The organism is Salinivibrio sp. IB872, from assembly GCF_001995345.1.
Lineage (GTDB): Bacteria > Pseudomonadota > Gammaproteobacteria > Enterobacterales > Vibrionaceae > Salinivibrio > Salinivibrio proteolyticus.
On the sequence record NZ_MUFO01000047.1, the window covers coordinates 1 to 20,101 of the forward strand.

Genomic DNA, 20,101 nt, shown 5'->3' on the forward strand with positions numbered 1-20,101 from the left:
GTGCGGTTTCACCTAGCGCTTGTGCCATCCCAATGATGGTGCCGGTGAGCATGCCTGGCATCGCTAATGGCAGCACATGGTGAATCACCATTTGCATCTTAGAGGCCCCTACCCCTAACGCAGCATCACGGACCGAGGGTGGCACCGCTTTAATAGAGGCACGGCTGGAGATAATGATGGTTGGCAGCGTCATAAGGGTAAGTACCAAGCCGCCCACAACCGGCGCAGAACGCGGTAGGTCAGCAAAGTTGAGGAATACCGCCAGCCCCAGCAAACCAAACACAATCGAAGGCACCGCCGCGAGGTTATTGATGTTAATTTCAATTATCTCGGTAATGCGGTTGCGTGGCGCAAACTCTTCCAAGTAAATCGCCGCGGCTACCCCAATCGGAAAGCTCAGCACTAAGGTGACCAATAAGGTGTAGAAGGATCCGACCGTCGCCCCCCAAATTCCAGCGAGTTCGGCATCGCGGCTATCACCATTGGTGAAAAAGCGGGTGTTAAACACGGTACGGATCCGATCATCGCTTTGCAGTTGGTTGAACCAACCAATGTGCTTGTCTTTAAACTGACGATAAGACTCCGGTAAGTTGCCGTCGATATTGCCTTTGTTGAATTGGTTGACGTTGTCTCCAGCAAGCGCCCAAATATCGATTTGCTGTCCAACAAGGCTGGGGTCTGCAGCGACACGGTCGCGCAAATCGTACTCCGCCCCTGTGGAGAGGAAACGGAATAGCTCGCGCTTGTCTGTACGCGACGTGACGTCCGGCAAGGTAGCAAAAATGGCATCGGCCAGAACCGAGCGATAGCTCAGGTATTGCAATGTTTCATCATTGAGCGGTTTGCCCTCAATGCCAAGCTTTTCGGCGCTTAAATCGACCGTGAGGCGAATTTCTGTGGTGTAGAAGGCGGTATAGCCTTGCGAGATGATTGACCCAAGCAATACCACCAAAAACGTAAACGCCAACAAAATCGACCCAATGCCATACCAACGAAAGCGTCCTTCGCGTCCGCGTCGTTTGGCAAGGCCTGCTTTTACTCGCGCGCGCTTGTTTTGCGCGATCTGTGCAATTTTATCAGTCATATTGTTCTCGATATTTCTTCACAATACGGAGCGCAACAAAGTTCAGCGCTAGCGTCACAACAAAGAGCGTCAAACCCAGTGCAAATGCGGCCAAGGTTTTCGGGCTATCAAACTCTTGGTCGCCCACAAGAAGAGTCACGATCTGCACGGTAACCGTGGTGACCGAATCAAGTGGGTTCGCGGTGAGGTTAGCCGAAAGGCCAGCGGCCATGACCACAATCATGGTTTCGCCAATGGCACGGGATACGGCAAGCAAGAGCCCCCCGACAATGCCCGGTAACGCGGCTGGAATAACCACTTGGCGGATGGTCTCAGATGGCGTCGCCCCCAATCCGAGCGAGCCATCGCGCAATGACTGCGGCACGGCGGTGATCACGTCGTCGGATAATGAAGACACAAATGGGATGATCATCACCCCCATGACAAACCCTGCCGCCAGCGCGCTTTCCGAGGATGCACTCTCAAACCCGATCGCTTGTGCAACGTCGCGGATCACCGGTGCCGCAACCAATGCGGCAAAAAAGCCATACACCACGGTCGGAATACCAGCGAGAATTTCAAGAATCGGCTTCACGATACTGCGTACGCGCGGTGAGGCGTATTCAGCGAGATAGATGGCACTCATCAGCCCCACTGGTGCGGCAATACACATGGCGATAATTGATATCATCAAGGTGCCGGTGAACAGCGGAATCGCGCCAAAAGAGCCACTTGCCCCTTGCTGATCTGCGCGCAAAGCAATTTGCGGTGACCACTCCGTCCCGAAGATAAAGTCGGTAATCGAGATCATCTGGAAAAAGCGCAGGGCTTCAAACAGCACTGAGAGCACAATGCCTAGCGTGGTCAGAATGGCTAACGTCGAACACAGCAGCAAAAACGCCTGCATCACGTTCTCGACACGGTTGCGGGCCCTTAGCCGCGGCCGCAGCGAGCGCCACCCAAAGGCAAATCCGGCCAACGCCAATGTTGTCATGGCGGTAAAACGCAAGGTGTTCCCTAACGCATGGAGGGATTGATAGTGTTCAGCCGCCGCTAACAAGACAGCATCGTCAGTTTGGGTGATGCCACTGGCAATGTTCCCGATTTGGCTATAGACCAAATCATGGCTATTGATGCGCACAAGGTAGCTATCAGGGATCTGTGCCATCACCAAACTGTGGATCAAGTTCGGCTCCACGGCTTGCCATAGCAGCAGTAGAATCAACGCCGGAATGGCGGCGAGAATCGCAACATAGGAGCCATAGTAGTTGGGGCGAGAGTGAAGCTTGCTCAATCCACCAGCCATATCGGCCAGTTTGATTGAACGTGTTCGAGCAAGAAAGAAGCCTGAAATTGCAATCAGCGCAATTACGGTCATCAACATGGATGTGGTCATTGTTCCTCCTGAACACGAATAAAGGTGACACAGCGCGTGTGCCACCTTTTCGCGTTCACACTGCAATTACAGATTCGGGTTTAGGTTCACCGCTGCAGTGCGTACGTTGTTCCATTCTTGGCTTGCCAATGGGATCAGACCACGGTCGGTCAAATAGCCCATTTCGCCGATAGCATCTTCTGCCGTAAAGGCATTCACATACTCTTTCAAGCCTGGAATGACATCTTCATGCGCTTTCTTCACATAGAAGTAGAGTGAGCGTGATACGGGATACTCGCCACTACCAATCGCATCAAACGTCGGCTCAACACCGGCAATTTTTGCGCCTTGAACTTTATCGGCATTCTGCTCGAGGAAGCTGTAACCAAAGATACCGAACGCATCTGGATTTGCTTCAAGCTTTTGCACGATCAAGTTGTCGTTTTCGCCCGCTTCAATAAAGGCACCATCTTCACGCATACCGTGACAAATGGCTTTGAATTTGTCTTCATCACTGTCTTCTAGCGCGGCGATTTCAGGATATTGAGAACAGCCTGCTTCCATGGCGAGTTCAACAAACGCATCACGTGTACCTGACGTTGGTGGTGGACCTAGCACTTCGATCTTGGTTTTCGGCAGCGATGGGTTCACGTCTTTCCACGTTTTGTGTGGGTTGTCGATGAAGTTGCCTTTGCCGTCTGGCACGGTTTTAGCCAGTGCGGTGTAAAGATCTTTCAGTGATACGTCATATTGTGGCGATGCTTTTGAGTTCGCAAAGGCGATGCCGTCATAACCAATTTTGATTTCGACGATGTCGTCTACGCCATTGGCTTTACAACGCTCAATCTCAGAGCTTTTGATTTTGCGTGATGCATTCGTGATATCTGGTGTATTTTCACCCACACCTGCACAGAACAGCTTCAAGCCACCGCCTGAACCAGTTGATTCGATTTTGGGTACTGAGTATTGCGACGTGCGACCGAAGCGCTCAGCAACCACAGTAGCAAAAGGGTAAACGGTAGAAGAGCCAACGATGCTAATGTAGTCACGGTTTGCGGCCGTTGCGCTACCCGCGGCCAATACGGCCATTGATACTGTAGTAGCAGCAAAGAGAGCTTTGAGTTTCACATCAACCTCCAAGTCGATTGTTTAAGTTAGTGCTGTGCAAATTGTCCAACCTGCACATGACGAAGAACTCGGTTAGCTGTGAAACACCTTAAGCAGGGTTCGTGACACTTCCTTGATGAGACGATGAAGCTTTAATGACAGGCCGATCCTTTGGTAAGCAACGCAAAAATTGGCGCTCACACGCTCGCGTTGCGCGGCGGTATCGCTAGGATATAGCCAAGCTTTTTCTTGCTGCAACACCGATTATAAGCGGATAAAAGCACCAATTAAGTCGTGTAGCATGGGGCTGCACAGCATCCTGGCGTAAAACAGGGAACAGCCGTAAGGATTCATCATGGCCGAGCCAAACGATAGCCTCGCGCACTCAATTAAGTCGCATCGGGCGAGAATAAAAAACACCCAATCCCAACCCAGTAAACCGTCGGTTCTGTTTTTGTGTGATGGGCTTCAGGGCGCCTCGTTAATGGCAAGCGCCATTATGCAGAACAAAGCCGGAGCGTTTTTTGAGATCGTGTGCTGTCACACTAGTCCTGACATGGCAACCGAGCCGGCCGCACGGGCGTTGATTCAATTTCAAATCTCAACCGCGGACATTGTGCCGGTGCCTTTGGCCGGCTTATCGTTAAACTATGTTGACTATTTAGTCGCCCTTTCGCCCGCCGCAGTGCAATCGGGCCTTGCACTGCCCAGCTATGGCAAATTTGTACCCTGGGATGTGTCTGAACAGACCAACGCCAGCACAACCGCGGTACTGCGAACCATCAATCACAACGTGAATTACTTTCTGTCTCTCTATTTATTTCGCTAGTTCAGTTCATCCCACAAAAAATGCGCCGGTTATCAGAGACGGTGCTAAGAAGTCGAACATTTCGTTCAACAACGTCGTTAAACTGTGTTTTGACTGTGTTAATTTCGCTAAAAAGGTAGGCACCGCTTGCTGCTACCGCCACACTAAGGGTGAGAAAAACCACACGTAGGTACTGAATGATCGTCATTTTGCCCCCCGCTACACCTATTGGCATTGATAAAAGACTAATTATTCTTTTTTCAGTAAGCTAAGGGGACGACCAATCACTGTGATAGGTTCACTCTAAGTCCATTTTTCATTGTCACAAAAACTCGCGACTGTAGGCCAAAATCAGACGTTATGCCACCAGTAACAGTAAACCATGACAGCCCACAACACCCGCAGTCAAACGGCCACGCATCACTTGGTAAGCGGCGGGCTGCTCTTCCTCTCGTTCGCTCTTTCGGATCCATTTTTCAGCCAACCATACCGCCAAGTAACCCGCAGTCAGAATACCAGTGGCGATCACGTATTGCGTTGCCCCTTGAATGAGTGCACCCCATGCCAGTAGAGCGAATAAGTTACTCAGCAATAATGCATTACGGCTGAGTTTATGGGAAAAATGATCGATACCATTACCCCACAACACGCCAGATAAGAAGCTTAAAATCACCGCACTGTAGCTTAAAAATAGCTGCTCACCACTGAGTCCAAATAAGGTTAAATCGGCCCAAGTAATAATTACCCCGCCAATAAACGGAACCAAACCCAGATAGCCAAGTTGCAGCATGGTATCGCGAGCAGAAGGTTGAGGTTTCATGAAGCTACTCCCATCAAAAAAACGGTCACGTTGAGGTCTGTTTTCAGTATACGAAGCCCAGTCTAACTTGGTCGTCTTATCGACATTTTTTGCTGATTTTCTCGGCGTTTTACAGCTTTTAGCTGTGATTTATCCCTCAGTTTTTTGCAAATATAGCGAATATTGAGTACATTGCTGCCCGAATTCGTTTTCACAGGCTGCCAACTTTTGCCGACAGCAGCCATGCGGCGAGCCGGTAGTTCGTCAATTTTTCCGCTTGTTTAAGGAGCACCATTAGCGCTTACCGCTACCCTAATTTTTCGCGTTTGAAAGAGGAGTTATTCATGTCAACGCAACGTACACGAAGTACACCCGGCGCCGAATCAATGCGCCCGACTTATCACCCATTTGAAAACCGCGTAACCCAAAGCGGCCTTTTCAAAGGCGTTCACAAAAATATGATGATCGCCGCTACCCTTCTGGTTTTCGCCTTCGTTCTGTTTACAGGCTTTAACACCGATCTTGCTGCCACGATTTTTGCAACTGCACGAGGCTGGGTCGAATCCACCTTTGGTTGGTACTACATGATGGTGTTAGTGCTGCTTCTCACGACCAGTTTGATCATTGCCGTCACGCGCTTAGGCAGCATCCGTCTGGGAGATGATGACGATCGCCCCGAGTTCAGCACGTTTTCTTGGTTAGCCATGCTTTTTTCGGCTGGTGTCGGGATTGGCGTACTGTTTTTTGGGGTAGCCGAACCCACGTTCTACTTTGATACAAGTGGTGCGTTCGGCTACCCCAACAACCCGTATGCCGATATGGCTGGGGCGACCGCCATGGGCTTTGACCGTGCCGCCGATGCGTTGCGAGTCACCTATTTCCATTGGGGCTTTCATGGCTGGGCGGTGTATGTGATTGTCGGGCTCGCGTTGGCCTATTTTTCGTTTCGTAAGAAACTGCCTCTGGCCCTACGTTCGACCGTCTATCCACTCATTGGTGAGCGTATTTATGGCCCGATGGGGCATGCCATCGATATTCTTGGCGTGCTGGGTTGTGTATTTGGGGTTGCGACCTCACTGGGGTTAGGCGTCAGCCAAATTGCCGTGGGGCTGGATCGTTTATTTGGGATTGATCCCGGCGTAGTCACTCAGGTAATACTCATTGCGCTGATCTCTGTGGCTTCCATTATGTCTGCGCTATCTGGCGTGGGTAAAGGGATTCGGATTATCTCTGAGTGGAACATTATTGTCTCGGCCCTTGTGATCGCCTACTTCCTGTTTGGTGGCCCGACAGCTTGGCTGATTCAGATTTTTGGCGTCTCGCTGGGTGACTACTTGGTGAACTTTATGCCAATGGGGCTGTGGTTCCCTGATGAGCAAGGCCCCTCGGCATGGCAAAATGCGTGGACCATTTTCTACTGGGGATGGTGGATTGCGTGGGCGCCCTTTATTGGCCTGTTTATTGCGCGTATTTCACGCGGTCGCACCTTACGCGAATTTATTTTTGGTGTGCTGTGTGCGCCAACACTAATGATTTTTGCTTGGCTCGCTATCTTTGGTGGCAATGCCCTCCATCAAGAGCTTGTCGCTGACGCTGGGATTGGTAGCGCAGGGATCATTGATTTGGTGAATAGCTGGGACTTACCCGCTGCACTCTTTGCCAGTGCCGATGGGATCACCGGCGGTGGCATCACGGGATGGATCCTCAATGCCATGATGATTTTCTTGCTATTTAGCTGGTTTATCACCTCGTCGGACTCTAGCACGCTGGTGCTTACCACGATCCTTTCAATGGGCAATGAGCATCCACCGAAGCGTTTTCGTATTTTTTGGGGGTCGATGATCGGGGCGGTTGCCGCCGTGCTGTTGGTCGCAGGCGGCTTGAAGGCACTGCAAACGGCCAATATGGTCACCGCATTGCCTATCAGTATTCTTCTGATCCTCATGACAATCAGTGTGCTGAAATCCTTGCTTGAAGAGTCGATGGGTAAATCGACTGCATCGAGCACATCGCAAGCTAAGCAGTAAATCTGACTGGGCACGTAACAAAAGCGCCACCGCATTGGGTGGCGTTTTTCTTTGCGACGAATATTACGACGCTGCTGGCTCTCCAACCGCCATCGCTAGCACACTTACCGGATGCAAAACTTCCAGCGACGTGTTTTCTTCAATTTGCCATTTACAGGTTTCACAGTCAGTGATCGCAAAATCCGCCTGCGCGGCTTCAATCTGAGCAAACAAGCCACTGCCAATGGCAATCGAGGTTTGATAGTTCTCGGTTTTAAACCCATAGGTGCCTGCCAAGCCACAACACTCGCTATCGAGCACAATCACCTCTAAGCCTGGGATCATACGCAACAGCTCAATGGTAAACATCGCATTACCACTTCGCTCCAAGTGACAAGGGGTATGGTAAACCACCCGTTTATTAATTGGGTTGAGCTTGGGCATCTCGCCATTCATGGCCGCTTTGAGTAAAAAGCGGGTCACAAAACTGATTTGCCCTGCCACATGAGCGTTATCTACTCCCAGTACATGGGGATACTCTTCTTTTAACGTCAGCGCACACGATGATGAAGTGGCGATCACTGGGCGTTGCTCGGAAACTGCATCGGCAATCATCGCGGTATTGGCGGTCGCGTTGCGGCGCGCTTTATCGTAAAAGCCATTGGCAATTAAAGGCACGCCACAACATTTATGTTTCTCGAGCAATTGCACGCCATACCCCATCGCATTCATCACTTTTACCAAGTCTTTACCAAGCTGCGGATTGTTGAAATTCACATAACAGCCATGAAAGTAACTGACTTGTTTGGGATAATCCGCTTGTGCCGCCGCTTGGCTTTTCATCCAACGCCGAAAGGTGCCAAATGAATACTTAGGTAAGGATTTATGTTTATCCACCCCAATCGTGGCATGCATCACCGCCTTCACTGGTTTCAGATCGGTCATCACGTTGACCAGTGGCGCGACTGGATTAGCAAGCGAGCCAAACAAGTCGGTATGACTCAGCACGTAATCACGCATCAGCTTAGGATTGATGTTTTTCTTGCCGTGTTTGCCGCGCGCCACCGCGATAATATCGCCAATTTTTACCCCGGAAGGACAGGCGGTCTCACAGCGTTTGCAGTTGGTGCATAACTTGAGAAGATCATCATAATACTCAGGGTTTTTGATCCGCAGGCGCTCACCATCTGGGCCGCACTCTTTGGGGCCAGGATACGCAGGATTCGCTTTTGATACCGGACAATACACAGTACAGACCGTGCATTTAATGCATTGGTCAAAACTGGTGGGTTGCGGCGCATGGTCGCTATAGTCGCGCTGTTTCAGCCATTCAGTTAGCATGGGACGCCTCCTTAGCGCTCGCCATCACCGCGAGCGCACGTTGCGCGGCGGCGTAGCCGGTTGCAATCGCGACGCCACCGCCACAGCCTTCATAGACGGGATCGTAACCACTGAGTACCGCACCACACACRAACAGGTTTTGGCAGCGCTTGCCGCGTGCGGTGGGCCGCAGTTGGTTGTCGGTGTTAATGCCAAACGCCATAAAGGGGTGGCTTTGCTGACTGAAAAAGTCGTCGTTGCGCCACTCGCTCCGATCAGGGCTTTGCACCATATCTAACCCCAACGTCGGTTCGCTCACCTGGGTGCRGTCGGCATTGAGACCGCGGCTAAAGTAGCTACCCGTGGCCAAGATCACCGCCTCTGCGGTTAACGGAATATCTTCTAGCTGACGCGTATGCAAGGCGGTAAGGCGACCGTTGTCGTCAAACTCACCGCCGGTCACTTGATCGCCACGCAGCAATACTCCACCCGCGCTAGCAAAGGCCCGCTGTAACGCACGCTCAATACGGATCCCCAGCAGCGAAGGCGGCATGGTTGGCACTTCGTGAAAACAGCGATCGGTGCGCTGTTTCAGCGCATCCATACCTCGCTCACCCGCCACATCGGCAATGATGGCGGGTAAAATCACCAGCTCATCTGGGCCGGATTGCGCAATTAACTGCTCGCACAGGCTGTCAAACGCCTCAGGTTCAGCCAATAAACGGGAAAGATCCACCGAGCGTAGCTCGTTGCGGTTACGGCGTAATCGCTCAGCACCCGGAATCGACAAAGTAATGGTGCGACTTGGGCAGGATGCAAAATCACGCTGGGCGGTAATGGTATCTTTCGCTAAGGTCGGCTGTGCATCGCGATAGCCTTCAATGGCGACAAAACACAAACCAGAGAAACGTCGCGGGCCGCGATGCTGATACACATGCCCTTGCGACAGCCACGTCGGACGCACGGTGCCCAATGGCGTAATACGGCCGTGGTTGGCGTTATCTTCTTGATGATATAGACACACCTTTTGCGCACTCACTTGATGTTGGAACCAAGCGAGTGACTGGGTGATCTCATCTAGGCTGACTTTGGCATACGGATGCTCAGGATGTTGGCGCACCAGTTTCGGAATCGCTTCAAAAGGCTGACTGACCGGCTCGCCATTGGGGAAATGGCCTAATACATCAATCGAGCCTGAAGAAAAATGCAGCGCGCTTTGTCCGGCGCTAATCATCACGGTTTTCTTGCCCGCTTCCAGTGACCGCAATGCAGCAGTAAACCCGGCAATGCCGCCACCAATCACTGCGATATCGTAGTGGATCATTGTGATACCTCCTGATCAGCCGCTGACGTCGACGATGTAGCACGCTTTATCTCAGCGCTACTGTGTGGTGTCTTCGGCGGCGTTGGCACCTCACCGGCGCCAAATAATCCTTGATAAATCCAATAGCTAAATTCGGCTTCGCGTAGCGCATCACCCCAAAAAATGGGTTTCACGCCTTTCCAGCGCTCTTCGAGAAAGTCCACCAGCAGCCCTGCACTGGCTTGACCATCTACTCCAGCCAGTTCACTAAATAAGCTAGCGGCACGATAGCTGCACAGCTCGCCCTGACAAGGCCCCATACCCAGACGGGTGCGCCGACGCAGATCGGTGAGATTTTTCACATCCAACGATTGAATGGCATAGTTCACCTCGCCCTTGGTCACCATTTCGCATTCACAAATCACTGCTTGGCTATCGTCACTTTCATCTAAAAAATGGCTAACGCGCTCACCATGACGGTAATAGGCGGATTGATAGACAGGTTTTACCAAGCTGGCGCTGGCTTTACGGATCCCTTTAGAAGGCTCAGAGCCCGGTAGCGGACGGGTCGCAGTTTGGCAACGGTTGCGGTTACCCAGCTTTTCAGCCACCAAGTCTGTGGCTTGCTCGGCCATCAAACGATAGGTCATGAGCTTACCACCAGTGATAGTGATCAAACCTTCCAGCCCATCGCGTGCTTGGTGGTCGAGTAACACAATGCCACGACTGATATTACGGCCACTGCCATCGTCATCTACCGAAACCAACGGCCGCACACCCGCGTAGGCGCGCAACACGCGCGTATTGGCCATGATGGGGGCGAGTTTAGCCCCTTCGCGCATCAGTACATCCACTTCTTGTGGCGTCACTGCCAGCTTATCAATCTGATCGTACTCGATGTGCTCAGAGGTGGTGCCGATTAAGGAAATGGTGTCACCGGGCACCAAGATGTCAGCGTCTGCCGGTTTCCGACAGCGGTTGATCACTCGGTTGTTAATCCGATAGTCGAGGATCAGCAATGAGCCCTTGGCGGGGAACATTTTGATATTCAGATCGGCATACTCGCAGATTGTCTGCCCCCAAATACCTGCCGCATTGATCACTTGCTTCGCCATAATGGCAAAACGCTCGCCGGTGAGGGTATGCAAACACTGGACGCCTTGCACCGTCGCCCCTTGACGAATTAATCCCATCACTCGGGTATGGTTAAACACCTTGGCGCCGTGCTCTTTGCCGTCCAACACATTCGCGGCACACAAGCGAAACGGATCGATAATGCCATCCGGCACCTGCACTGCACCAATCATCGCCGGATTCGCGTTGGGTTCGAACGCTAATGCTTCACGTGGTGTCAGTTTTCGGGTCGGAATACCGGCTTTATCGCAACTGGCAATAAAGGTGTCTTGGTACGCCAAATCATCTTCCGGCAAGGTAATAAAAAGTCCGCTGGTATCTTCCACGCAATGACGCGCCACAGATTTAAGAATGGTGTTTTCTTGGATGCATTCGCGTGCCGATTCGGTATCTGTGACCGCGTAACGAGCCCCAGAATGCAGCAAGCCGTGGTTGCGCCCCGATGTCCCAGCCGCGATATCGTCACGTTCGAGCAAAATGCATGAGATGCCACGCAGTGCGCAATCTCGCATGATGCCGGTGCCGGTTGCACCCCCACCGATGATGACCACATCCGTTTCAATATACTGGCTATTAGGCATGGGGCCTCCTTGTTACTGTATCGTAACGGGAGTGTGGCATTTTCCGTGTCACAAAGACGGCGAGATCATCACATAATGCGCGAATTCGAAACGCAAACTCACACTTGTTTGATTTAAGACAAACTYTTAGCCACCAAAAGACGCGCGAATGGTGACACAGGAAACCGCCGCCACAAGGAGTTGGCTCGACAATCACCGTGAAGAGTGGGTGAAATGATCAAAATCGATGCGATGCACAACAAATACCTTAAAAAATGCGCGAAAACGCGCATTGTTAATAGGTTGTATAATTACTTACTGCTGGTGCCGGTCACTAAACGCTGGCGTGTCATATACCCGCGATAACACAGAGCCACCACAAAACATAACCCTGCGGGAAACAGCAGGGCAGCAAAATGGAAGTGCGCAAAGAGCGCTGCGCCCACTACCCCGCCGACGATAAAGCCAGACGCGATCAGTAAAAAGAGCATCAGTTTGCGCTTATCCACTGGATTGCCGCGCAGCTTCCCCCCTAGCATCAATCCTAAATCGGTAAAAATGCCAGTTAAGTGGGTTGAGCGCACGATCGCGCCGCTGTAGGTGGTCGCCATTGCATTCTGCAAGCCGCACGCAGCCGAGGCGGCTAACTGACCAATGGCAAACCCGCGAGACAGAAAATAAAACGCCACCATAATCAGCCCAGCTTCGACAAACAGTGCCGAGTCATAGTGACGGCCCAATTTAAGCGTGCTGCCATGCAATAAGCATCCGGAAATCGCGGCACCGAGGAAAAAAGCCAACAATAAGCCACCCAATTGGATAACTTGTGTCCATTGGCCTGCAAACAACCCCGAGCCAAATTGCGTTGCGGTGCCTGAAACATGCGACACGGCTTGATGTTCAAAGCCCAACAAACCGATCGCATTGATGGTACCGGCGATCAGTGCTAACACAAACGCCCCGGCTTCAACCCACCGAGGCAAACGGGTAATCATTGGCTTTCCTAGTCGTTATTGGATGAGGAGGATGGCTGGTCGAGCATGTCCAGTTGGTTGTGGCGGATCATCGCTTGTAACTCGTCCACATAGGCTTGGCCTCGCTCTGAATAGCGTACCAACCCATTGGCAAGTGCTGCACCTGACAACGGTTTATTCTGCTCACGCAGGTTGGCGCGGATCTCGCGTAGCCCTTGATACGCGGCATGGGTATTCAAGTTGTTGACGTAGCTTTGTACCGAGGCTTGCGGGTTATCAAAGGCTGCGACTTCGTGCACTTTCCCTTCCGCACGTTGCTGGGGCACCAGTCCACACCCTTTGCTGAAGCACCACTGTCCGAAGTAGTTATTCCCTTCACGCGCAAACCGCGACGTGCCCCACGCACTCTCATTGGCTGCCTGCGCTAACACCAACGACGGCGGAATGATATCCACTCGTTGGATCAGCGCCATCCAATTCGCTTCCTGGCTAACATCAAAGTCTGCTAACTCGTACTGATTCGCCAGCGCTTGGACGCGTTTTGTTTCTCGGCTACTTAACGCATTTTTACGCGCATGCCATGCCAACAATGCGGTACGATCGGCCCGTATTTGGCTATTAATCGTATTGACAACGGGCGTGAAGTAATCAAAAAACGCCTGCTTGCGCTCTGCCCCCGCGGCAAAAGATTGGAAATCAGGAACAAGGGGAGCTTTGGGCTGCTGGCGCGAAACCAAAATGGTGACGGTCACGGCAAAAATCGCCATGCCAATAAAGACGAAGGTACGATGTTTCATAGTGCCCCTAATGTTGTCGATGTGGGCGCTATTATACGCGAAATACCTGATGGCGACGAATGCTGCCCTATCAACTGCTGCCCTATCAACTTAGACCCTAGCAGCGTGACATCATGTTTTTATGGGTAAGATCACCCGAAAACATGCGCCGCCTAAATCACTATGATCAATCTCAACATGACCGCCGTGGCGGGTGACAATTTGTTTAACGATCGCCAGCCCTAAACCATAGCCTGAGCGCTTTTTATCGCGGGAGCGGTTCGCACTGTAAAAGGCATCAAAAATAAACGGCCAGTGTGATGGATCCACACCCTCACCATCATCGTGTACCGCGATCACCAGCTGAGTGTCCTCACAATAGACACGCACCGCTATTTGACTTACCGCATACTTCTCCGCATTACCAATTAAGTTAGTGATGACGCGTTTAAGCAAATGCAGGTCGGCCTCAATGCAGGGCAAATCTTGCGGTGCATTCAAGCTCRCGGACTTGGTGCTCAGCGTCTGCCAACGCGGCCATTCATCGTGTAGCCACATCGAAGTATTCAACCTCTCCAGGCTAAAAGGTGTATTAGGGTGATCGACACGTGCCAAATACAGAAGCTCATCAACCAACGATGCCATTTCATCGGTATCCTCAATGATACTGGCGACTTTTTGTTGCTGCTTATTGTCCAGCGCGCTCTCACTCAACAGCTCTGCTTGCCACTGGATACGAAACACGGGAGTACGCAATTCATGCGCAACCGCATTGGTCAGTGCGCGACTGCTACTCACAAGATTGGCAATGCGGTCTGCCATATGATTAAAGGTACGATTCAGCGACCCGACACGTTGGTGGCTGCGTGTTGATGCGCGGGCATTTAAGTCTCCCCCAGCAAACTGTAAAGCCGTTTTCTCTAACGCGCGAACACGCCGGCTTAAAAACCACACCATAAAAAAGCTGTAAATGGCAAAGCCAACAAAAAGAAAAACGATCAGCAAGTTATCTTCAAATGCTATCGCACGGTGTAGAGGGGATTCCGGATCCTCTCTCAAGGTATAAAATATTTTCATATCAGCAAGGTGGAACCACAACTTGTCATCATCGTCGTAGTAGACATCAAATTGTCGGTCTATACGGTCGAAATAGTTTTTTACCGCGACAGGCAAGTGCTCAACCGGATGAGTATCTAGCGCGTATTCAACTTTATGAGTGTATGCCTTCAGTGCATCCAGCGCCGCTTCCGTGCCAGAGGTTGCCTCTATAATATCGAGCATATCAACGAGGCCATCCGCTCGTCGCTCTGAAAGAATTGCATCATGATCATCGGTAATTTCATACACCAAGACGACATACGTCACCAAGCTGGCAAAGAAAATGATGACCAAGCCAAAGAAGAACTCTAAATAAATGCGGCGCATGCCCTACCTCAATCCAACGACCTATTGTACTTGGATAAGTACTACCAAGTATCAGGCACAAATAAATAGCCTTTACCCCGTACCGTAATAATTCGGCGTGGGCTAGCAGAATCATCCATCAGTTTTTTACGCAGCGTAACAATTTTGTTGTCCACAGTTCGATCGATGCCATCGTACTCAATCCCTCTCAGTGCCTGAGTAAGCGTGTCTCGCGACTGCACGGCATCGGGATGCGAGGCCAATTGCCAGAGAAGATCAAACTCACTTTCCGTTAACGTGATACTTTGTTCATTCAATTGGCATTGCCGACGCGATTGATTGAGCACAAGGTCACCATATTGCAATAGCCCTGACGGCGTAGACGGCATAGCTGTCTCTGATTGACGACGCAACAGCATACGTACACGCGCCATAAGCACGCGGGGTTTAATCGGTTTACTGACAAAGTCATCGGCTCCAATTTCCAACGCAGCCACGTGATCAAAATCGTCATCACTGGCGGTTAACATCAAAATTCTACCGTGATAACCATTGCGGATCTGTCGGCAAATTGTCAGCCCATCGTCGCCGGGCAGCATGAGATCCAGCAATACCAGATCAGGCTGTGCTGCCAATATTTGTTCTGCCGCGCCTGTGCCTTCTGCCAATGCGGTTACGGTATAATCTTGCGCTTCGAAGTATTCCGTTAACAATGCGCGCATTTTGGGGTCATCCTCGACCACAAACAGGTGCAGTTTCTCTTCCATTTTGATTCGTCACATCATCACTAAAAGGTAACAAGTATACCAATTGCCCAATCGATTCAACTGATTCCTGCTCTGACAGATGTCAGACAATGTCTGGACGAACTGAGGATACTTTCTGGTCGCCGCGGCGCTTACATTACTACCAACCCCAGTGGTAAACATCATTAAAGGAAGTAATCATGAAAAAACTTGCAATTATTATCGCAGCGATCGCCTCTAGTACTGCATATGCTGGCGACACCTATATTCGTAACGGCAACATCTACTCACACGAAGGCCAAGCTGTTGCCAGCATTGGCGTAGGTACCACCAGCGATCTCTATCAAGACCAAGACAAAAATACGTATCCGCAATTTAACCTAGGTTACAACGGCGAAAACTTTAACGCTGACCTTGCCCATGGCCTTAATTACCGCTTCTTGGGTAACAATGACGACACCATTAACCTCAATGCCTATATCGGTCATTTAACTCCCGGCTACAAAAGCAAAGACGCAGACATTCTTAAAGGCATGAAAGATCGTGATCCAGCCATTGATGGCGGTATCAATATGGACATCAACACAGGCAAAGGTGGCGTATTGTCTACCTATGTAGGTCATGACATCACCGGTGAATACGATGGCTTCAATGCAGGTATGAAATACATGCACCTCACCCACATTGGCAATGTTGACCTTGTACCTTATGCAGGTGTTGATTGGTTGAGCAAAGACTATGTTGACCACTACTTTGGCGTGAAAGACAGCGAAGCCACGGCACAACGCGCCGCCTATAAAGGTGATGACGCCTTTGCTTACAATGTTGGCTACAAACTTGTCGTGCCGATGGGTCAAAACTGGGATATTAGCCAAACCACACAATATACGCGATTAGGCAGCGACATTGCTGATTCGCCAATCGTCGATAGCGCGAATCAATGGGCAGCTCAAGCGATGATTAGCTATCACTTCTAAATAACACGTCGACCACCGGCTCATCCGGTGGTCGACTCCGACCCCGTCCGCATAAGGCTTTGTTTATATTGTCAAAAATAGTTGCCTCTCCATCATAATCTATTTCAATGGGTTGTGATTGCAGCCTTCAGTCACATTTTGTTACATTCCTAACGCATAACATAGGTACTCGCTTTTATCCTCTCGCCATCGCACGCTAAATGGCGACAAATACGCGACTTTTCTCTGACTCATGCGCTAGGATGCCCATGAAAAACATTTTATTTTTACCCATTGCCATGTTTGCGTTCGGGATGGATGCCTATGTCGTGGCGGGCATTATTCCGGACATTTCGACCAGCTTTCACATCACAGATGCGCAAACCGCACAGATGGTGACGGCCTTTACCTTGTGCTACGCCCTTTCTGCGCCAATCTTGGCGACATTGTTGGCGGGCTTTCCAACCAAAAAGGCGCTCGTGCTATCGATGCTGGTGTTTATCTTCGCTAACCTTGTCACGATATTCAGCACGCACTTAAGCATGTTGCTGGCAAGTCGTGCGCTAGCCGGTATCGGCGCCGGTATTTTCTCGCCTTTAGCCGCGGCGAGTGCCGCCTCTTTGGTGCCAGCAGAAAAGAAAGGTCGCGCACTAGGGCTGTTACTGGGTGGCATGAGCACAGGTACTGTCATCGGCGTACCTGCCGGCCTTGCTCTCGCCACTTGGCTGGGGTGGCAAGGCGTTTTCGCCGTTGTAGTCGGTATCGCGCTTATTGGGTTGATTGGGGTGCTGCTTGGGGTGCCCCATATCTGTGTCGCGCCACCGCCATCGCTGAAAGCGCGTGTCGCATTGCTCGCCAATCGCTCGGTGTCTGCCACCATTGCTGTCACCTTCCTGACTGCTGTCGCTAGCTTGGGGCTCTACGCTTACCTCGCACCTGTGATTACGGGCATCACACAAAAAACTAACCTCACACCCTATTTATGGGTTTGGGGGCTAGGCGGCATGGTGGGGAGCTTCACCATCGGCCATTTGATCGACTGGGTAAAACACCCACGAGCCATCTTGCTCGGCGTACTGACGCTGATGTGTGTGGCTATCTTTAGCATTCCTAATAGCTTGAATATTCCGAGCAGTTTGTCGTTAACTTCAATAATGGCCTTTTTACCCTTCTTCTTGTGGGGCGCCGCCGGTTGGTCGTCGCTTGCGCCACAGCAACATACGCTGATTAGTCTCCAACCGGAGCACAGCGCCACGGTGGTTGCACTGAATAGTTCGTCAAACTGTTTAGGAGGTGCGGTGGGTACCCTATTAGGTGGTTTGTGGCTCGGCCACGGCCTTTCGGTGACTCAGCTTGTCTACGCTGCCGCCGCCGTAGCGGCCGTTGCTATCGTTATTCAAATCGGGATTCTACGCCAAAGCGCTCACTCAGTAGCGACAAAGTGCCCGGATGCCTAATCCATCTTGCCCGATGACCTTTCATTCCTGCCACCCAAAAAACCTAAAAAGTGGCGGCAGACTCACGCTGCCGACTAAGACACTCAACACGTAGCGTCTTCAGTCTGGGCCAATTGTAAAATTGGCCCTATCGCGCCAAGTAGCATCACGACGAGCATAGAGAGTGTCCATGCGGCTTGATAGTCATCTGGCGTCCATTGATAAACCACCATGATAATCATCGGTCCTATGGTCGCACCCGCTAGTGTTCCCAGACGCGATAGCACACTGGCATCGGGCGCCATAAATTGCGGCGTGTCATTAAATGTGTGTGACATAGCCAGCAACGTTAATAGACCGAGTCCTGCGCCTCGCATAAGCATTGTCATCGCTAATGCGATAAGGCTACTACCAACGAAAACCAACGCCAATGACGCTGTCACCCCGATAAAAAGCGCGATTGCGGCAATTCGACTGACCGGGTAACGCGCGCACCACTTCGCTAAATAACGGCGCGACATTAGCGTCCCTACACCATGCATACCGAGCATGAAGCCAGTTTGCATACTTGTGAGCTGCCAGCTTTCATGACATACCAGTGGAATCGCAAGCAACCCACCATAAAAGGCCAGACTCGCGAGAAAGAGTAACACTAGGCTTGCCCGACATGAGGGAATACTCAACGGCGCTAAACGTATCAGTGCATTGTCGCCTAGAGCGGCAAAATGACGTTTTACCCACCCCCATACAAAGAAACTGCACATTGTTGCCAGTACAGGCATGCTCCACTGCTGCGCGTGTCCTGTTGACGAAACATCGTCTAAACATACCGCAAGATAAAGAATGGAGCCTACCCCTACACTCACCAATAGCACGCCCAACACATCTAACCGCGTTTCCTCGTCAGCATGCTCACGAGGCAGCACAAAAAACGACAGAACAAGCGCCACGCCGCCTATCGGTACATTGATCCAAAATAACCAAGACCAATCACCCACGCTCAGTAAGTAACCAGCAAGTACCGGTCCCAACATGGGGGCTATAACAGCGGGCATGGCAACAATGGTCATGGCTTGCTTTAGCTGTTCTCGACCTACTGCCTTGACCAGTAGCGTTTGCATTCCCACCATTAAAATACCCGCACCGACTCCCTGTAGCGCCCGAGCCACCAATATGATGTCTAGGCTGGCTGCGTTTGCACATAGCGCTGAACTCACCGTAAAGAGTAGAAGGCCGGCGAGCCAAAGCTGAGTGGCGCCAACTTTGCGCGTGAGCCAAGCGCACAAAGCCACCGTCATCACTGCAAACAGTGAATAGCCAATAATCACCCATTTAATGCTGGTGACGTCGCTATGAAGACCTTGTTGCATCGCGGGAACAGCAAGATTAATCGCTGTCGTATCAATCAGTGGTAGCAATGCACCAAATATTACAGTTGCTATCACCCACTTTTGGTGGGAGTGAAACGGTTGCTGGATTGTTGTCATCACATACTCCTTGCTTATTAAGGGGATCTTCTTTACTTCGATCCCGACAAGGCGTATTTGTAAGCCATTACCGCATGGTGGAATATCGACAATATGGTACGTTATATAGAGAAGCCGTCAAAATCAGTCTTTGTAGCCCCTTCAGCTGACAGACCTGTTTCAGTAGCGATTAAGCACTCAACAGATAGCACCCATACGCCTTTTCATCATCACCCCTATGCCCAGCTAGCATTCACAGATAGCGGTATCGTGAAAGTCGTAACCACTCACCACACTTATGTCGTGCCTGCCCAACATGCAGTGTGGATAGCTCCCGGCACTCCACACGCAGCTTACCTGCTTAAAGGCGCGCAGATTTATAACGTGGCAATGCATCCAAGCTACTCAATCAAACATGCGGATTGTGACTGTCATTGCCTACGTGTTAGTGACTTAGCCAAAGCCATCGTGAAAACCTTGATCCATGAACCAAAAGGGCCACAACCCTCACCGCGCGAACAAGCATTATGGTCTTTGTTAATTGACGAAGTAAAAAGCGCCGCCCCCCTGCCATTAGGATTGCCAATGCCCAAGGAAAAGCGGCTTAAACATTTGTGCGAGTTATTTATTACCCAGCCTAACCAATCGCTCACCCTTAGCGCGCTTTGTCGGCAGGTTGGTGCCAGTGAGAGCACCATGACACGCTTATTTAAGCGCGAATTGACCATGACCTTTAACCAATGGCGAAATCAGGCATTGCTCACTTTCGCGGCCGCCCTATTCGCACAAGATTATGACTTTGGTTACATTGCTCAAGAGCTAGGTTATGGGTCACAAAGTGCGTTCACCGCAATGGTGACTAACCTCG

Annotated in this window: 17 protein-coding genes; 5 read left to right on the plus strand and 12 right to left on the minus strand. The window is 51.0% G+C overall.

What is annotated here, in order from left to right; genetic code table 11:
- The 3 genes from BZJ18_RS14580 to BZJ18_RS14590 all read right to left on the minus strand — a co-directional run.
- Positions 1-1,084, minus strand: a 1,084-nt coding sequence (locus tag BZJ18_RS14580; protein ID WP_077457840.1) for a PstA family ABC transporter permease, incomplete at its 3' end; no start/stop codon positions are given.
- Positions 1,077-2,459, minus strand: a complete 1,383-nt coding sequence (gene pstC, locus BZJ18_RS14585) for a phosphate ABC transporter permease subunit PstC (RefSeq protein ID WP_069588287.1) — start codon at positions 2,457-2,459, stop codon at positions 1,077-1,079. The genes pstC and BZJ18_RS14580, both read right to left, overlap by 8 nt.
- 66 nt (positions 2,460-2,525) lie before the next feature.
- On the minus strand, positions 2,526-3,566 hold the full coding sequence (locus BZJ18_RS14590; protein WP_069588285.1) for a substrate-binding domain-containing protein: 1,041 nt from the start codon (positions 3,564-3,566) through the stop codon (positions 2,526-2,528).
- A gap of 334 nt (positions 3,567-3,900) precedes the next feature.
- On the opposite strand from BZJ18_RS14590, the gene BZJ18_RS14595 reads away from it, so the two are divergent.
- On the plus strand, positions 3,901-4,374 hold the full coding sequence (locus BZJ18_RS14595) for a hypothetical protein (RefSeq protein ID WP_077457842.1): 474 nt from the start codon (positions 3,901-3,903) through the stop codon (positions 4,372-4,374).
- A 337-nt stretch (positions 4,375-4,711) separates the two neighbouring features.
- Here the strand turns inward: BZJ18_RS14595 and BZJ18_RS14605 are convergent, their stop codons facing one another.
- Positions 4,712-5,173 (minus strand): DUF3429 domain-containing protein, encoded by a 462-nt coding sequence (locus BZJ18_RS14605; RefSeq protein ID WP_232112141.1) that lies wholly within the window; start codon positions 5,171-5,173, stop codon positions 4,712-4,714.
- Positions 5,174-5,496: 323 nt separating this feature from the next.
- Here BZJ18_RS14605 and BZJ18_RS14610 point away from each other — a divergent pair, with 323 nt between their 5' ends.
- On the plus strand, positions 5,497-7,179 hold the full coding sequence (locus BZJ18_RS14610) for a BCCT family transporter (RefSeq protein ID WP_077457846.1): 1,683 nt from the start codon (positions 5,497-5,499) through the stop codon (positions 7,177-7,179).
- Between the two features lie 63 nt (positions 7,180-7,242).
- On the opposite strand, the gene glpC is transcribed toward BZJ18_RS14610, so the two are convergent.
- The 7 genes from glpC to BZJ18_RS14645 form a co-directional block, all read right to left on the minus strand.
- Positions 7,243-8,499: an anaerobic glycerol-3-phosphate dehydrogenase subunit GlpC gene (gene glpC, locus BZJ18_RS14615; RefSeq protein WP_077457848.1), complete on the minus strand. Its 1,257-nt coding sequence runs from the start codon at positions 8,497-8,499 to the stop codon at positions 7,243-7,245.
- Positions 8,489-9,802, minus strand: a complete 1,314-nt coding sequence (gene glpB / locus BZJ18_RS14620; protein WP_077457850.1) for a glycerol-3-phosphate dehydrogenase subunit GlpB — start codon at positions 9,800-9,802, stop codon at positions 8,489-8,491. The genes glpC and glpB overlap by 11 nt, the downstream gene beginning before the upstream one ends.
- Positions 9,799-11,496: an anaerobic glycerol-3-phosphate dehydrogenase subunit A gene (gene glpA, locus BZJ18_RS14625; RefSeq protein ID WP_077457852.1), complete on the minus strand. Its 1,698-nt coding sequence runs from the start codon at positions 11,494-11,496 to the stop codon at positions 9,799-9,801. The genes glpB and glpA overlap by 4 nt, the downstream gene beginning before the upstream one ends.
- Positions 11,497-11,786: 290 nt before the next feature.
- Complete coding sequence (locus tag BZJ18_RS14630; protein WP_077457854.1) at positions 11,787-12,470, minus strand: YoaK family protein; 684 nt, start codon at positions 12,468-12,470, stop codon at positions 11,787-11,789.
- Between the two features lie 8 nt (positions 12,471-12,478).
- Positions 12,479-13,246 (minus strand): glucosaminidase domain-containing protein, encoded by a 768-nt coding sequence (locus BZJ18_RS14635; protein ID WP_108743160.1) that lies wholly within the window; start codon positions 13,244-13,246, stop codon positions 12,479-12,481.
- Positions 13,247-13,357: 111 nt separating this feature from the next.
- Positions 13,358-14,650 carry a HAMP domain-containing histidine kinase gene (locus tag BZJ18_RS14640; RefSeq protein WP_077457856.1) on the minus strand — a complete coding sequence of 431 codons (1,293 nt, stop codon included), beginning with the start codon at positions 14,648-14,650 and terminating at the stop codon, positions 13,358-13,360.
- 41 nt (positions 14,651-14,691) lie between these two features.
- Positions 14,692-15,396 (minus strand): response regulator, encoded by a 705-nt coding sequence (locus BZJ18_RS14645; protein WP_077457858.1) that lies wholly within the window; start codon positions 15,394-15,396, stop codon positions 14,692-14,694.
- A gap of 176 nt (positions 15,397-15,572) precedes the next feature.
- On the opposite strand from BZJ18_RS14645, the gene BZJ18_RS14650 reads away from it, so the two are divergent.
- Positions 15,573-16,352, plus strand: a complete 780-nt coding sequence (locus tag BZJ18_RS14650; RefSeq protein WP_443216516.1) for a MipA/OmpV family protein — start codon at positions 15,573-15,575, stop codon at positions 16,350-16,352.
- A gap of 248 nt (positions 16,353-16,600) precedes the next feature.
- Positions 16,601-17,788, plus strand: coding sequence for an MFS transporter (locus tag BZJ18_RS14655; RefSeq protein WP_077457862.1), 1,188 nt, complete (start codon positions 16,601-16,603; stop codon positions 17,786-17,788).
- An 83-nt stretch (positions 17,789-17,871) separates the two neighbouring features.
- Here the strand turns inward: BZJ18_RS14655 and BZJ18_RS14660 are convergent, their stop codons facing one another.
- Entirely contained in the window at positions 17,872-19,254 is a 1,383-nt protein-coding gene (locus BZJ18_RS14660; protein ID WP_077457864.1) for an MFS transporter, read from the minus strand.
- 93 nt (positions 19,255-19,347) lie between these two features.
- Between BZJ18_RS14660 and BZJ18_RS14665 the strand changes: the two genes are divergently transcribed.
- A partial coding sequence (locus BZJ18_RS14665; RefSeq protein ID WP_131825293.1) for an AraC family transcriptional regulator occupies positions 19,348-20,101 on the plus strand: 754 nt, incomplete at its 3' end.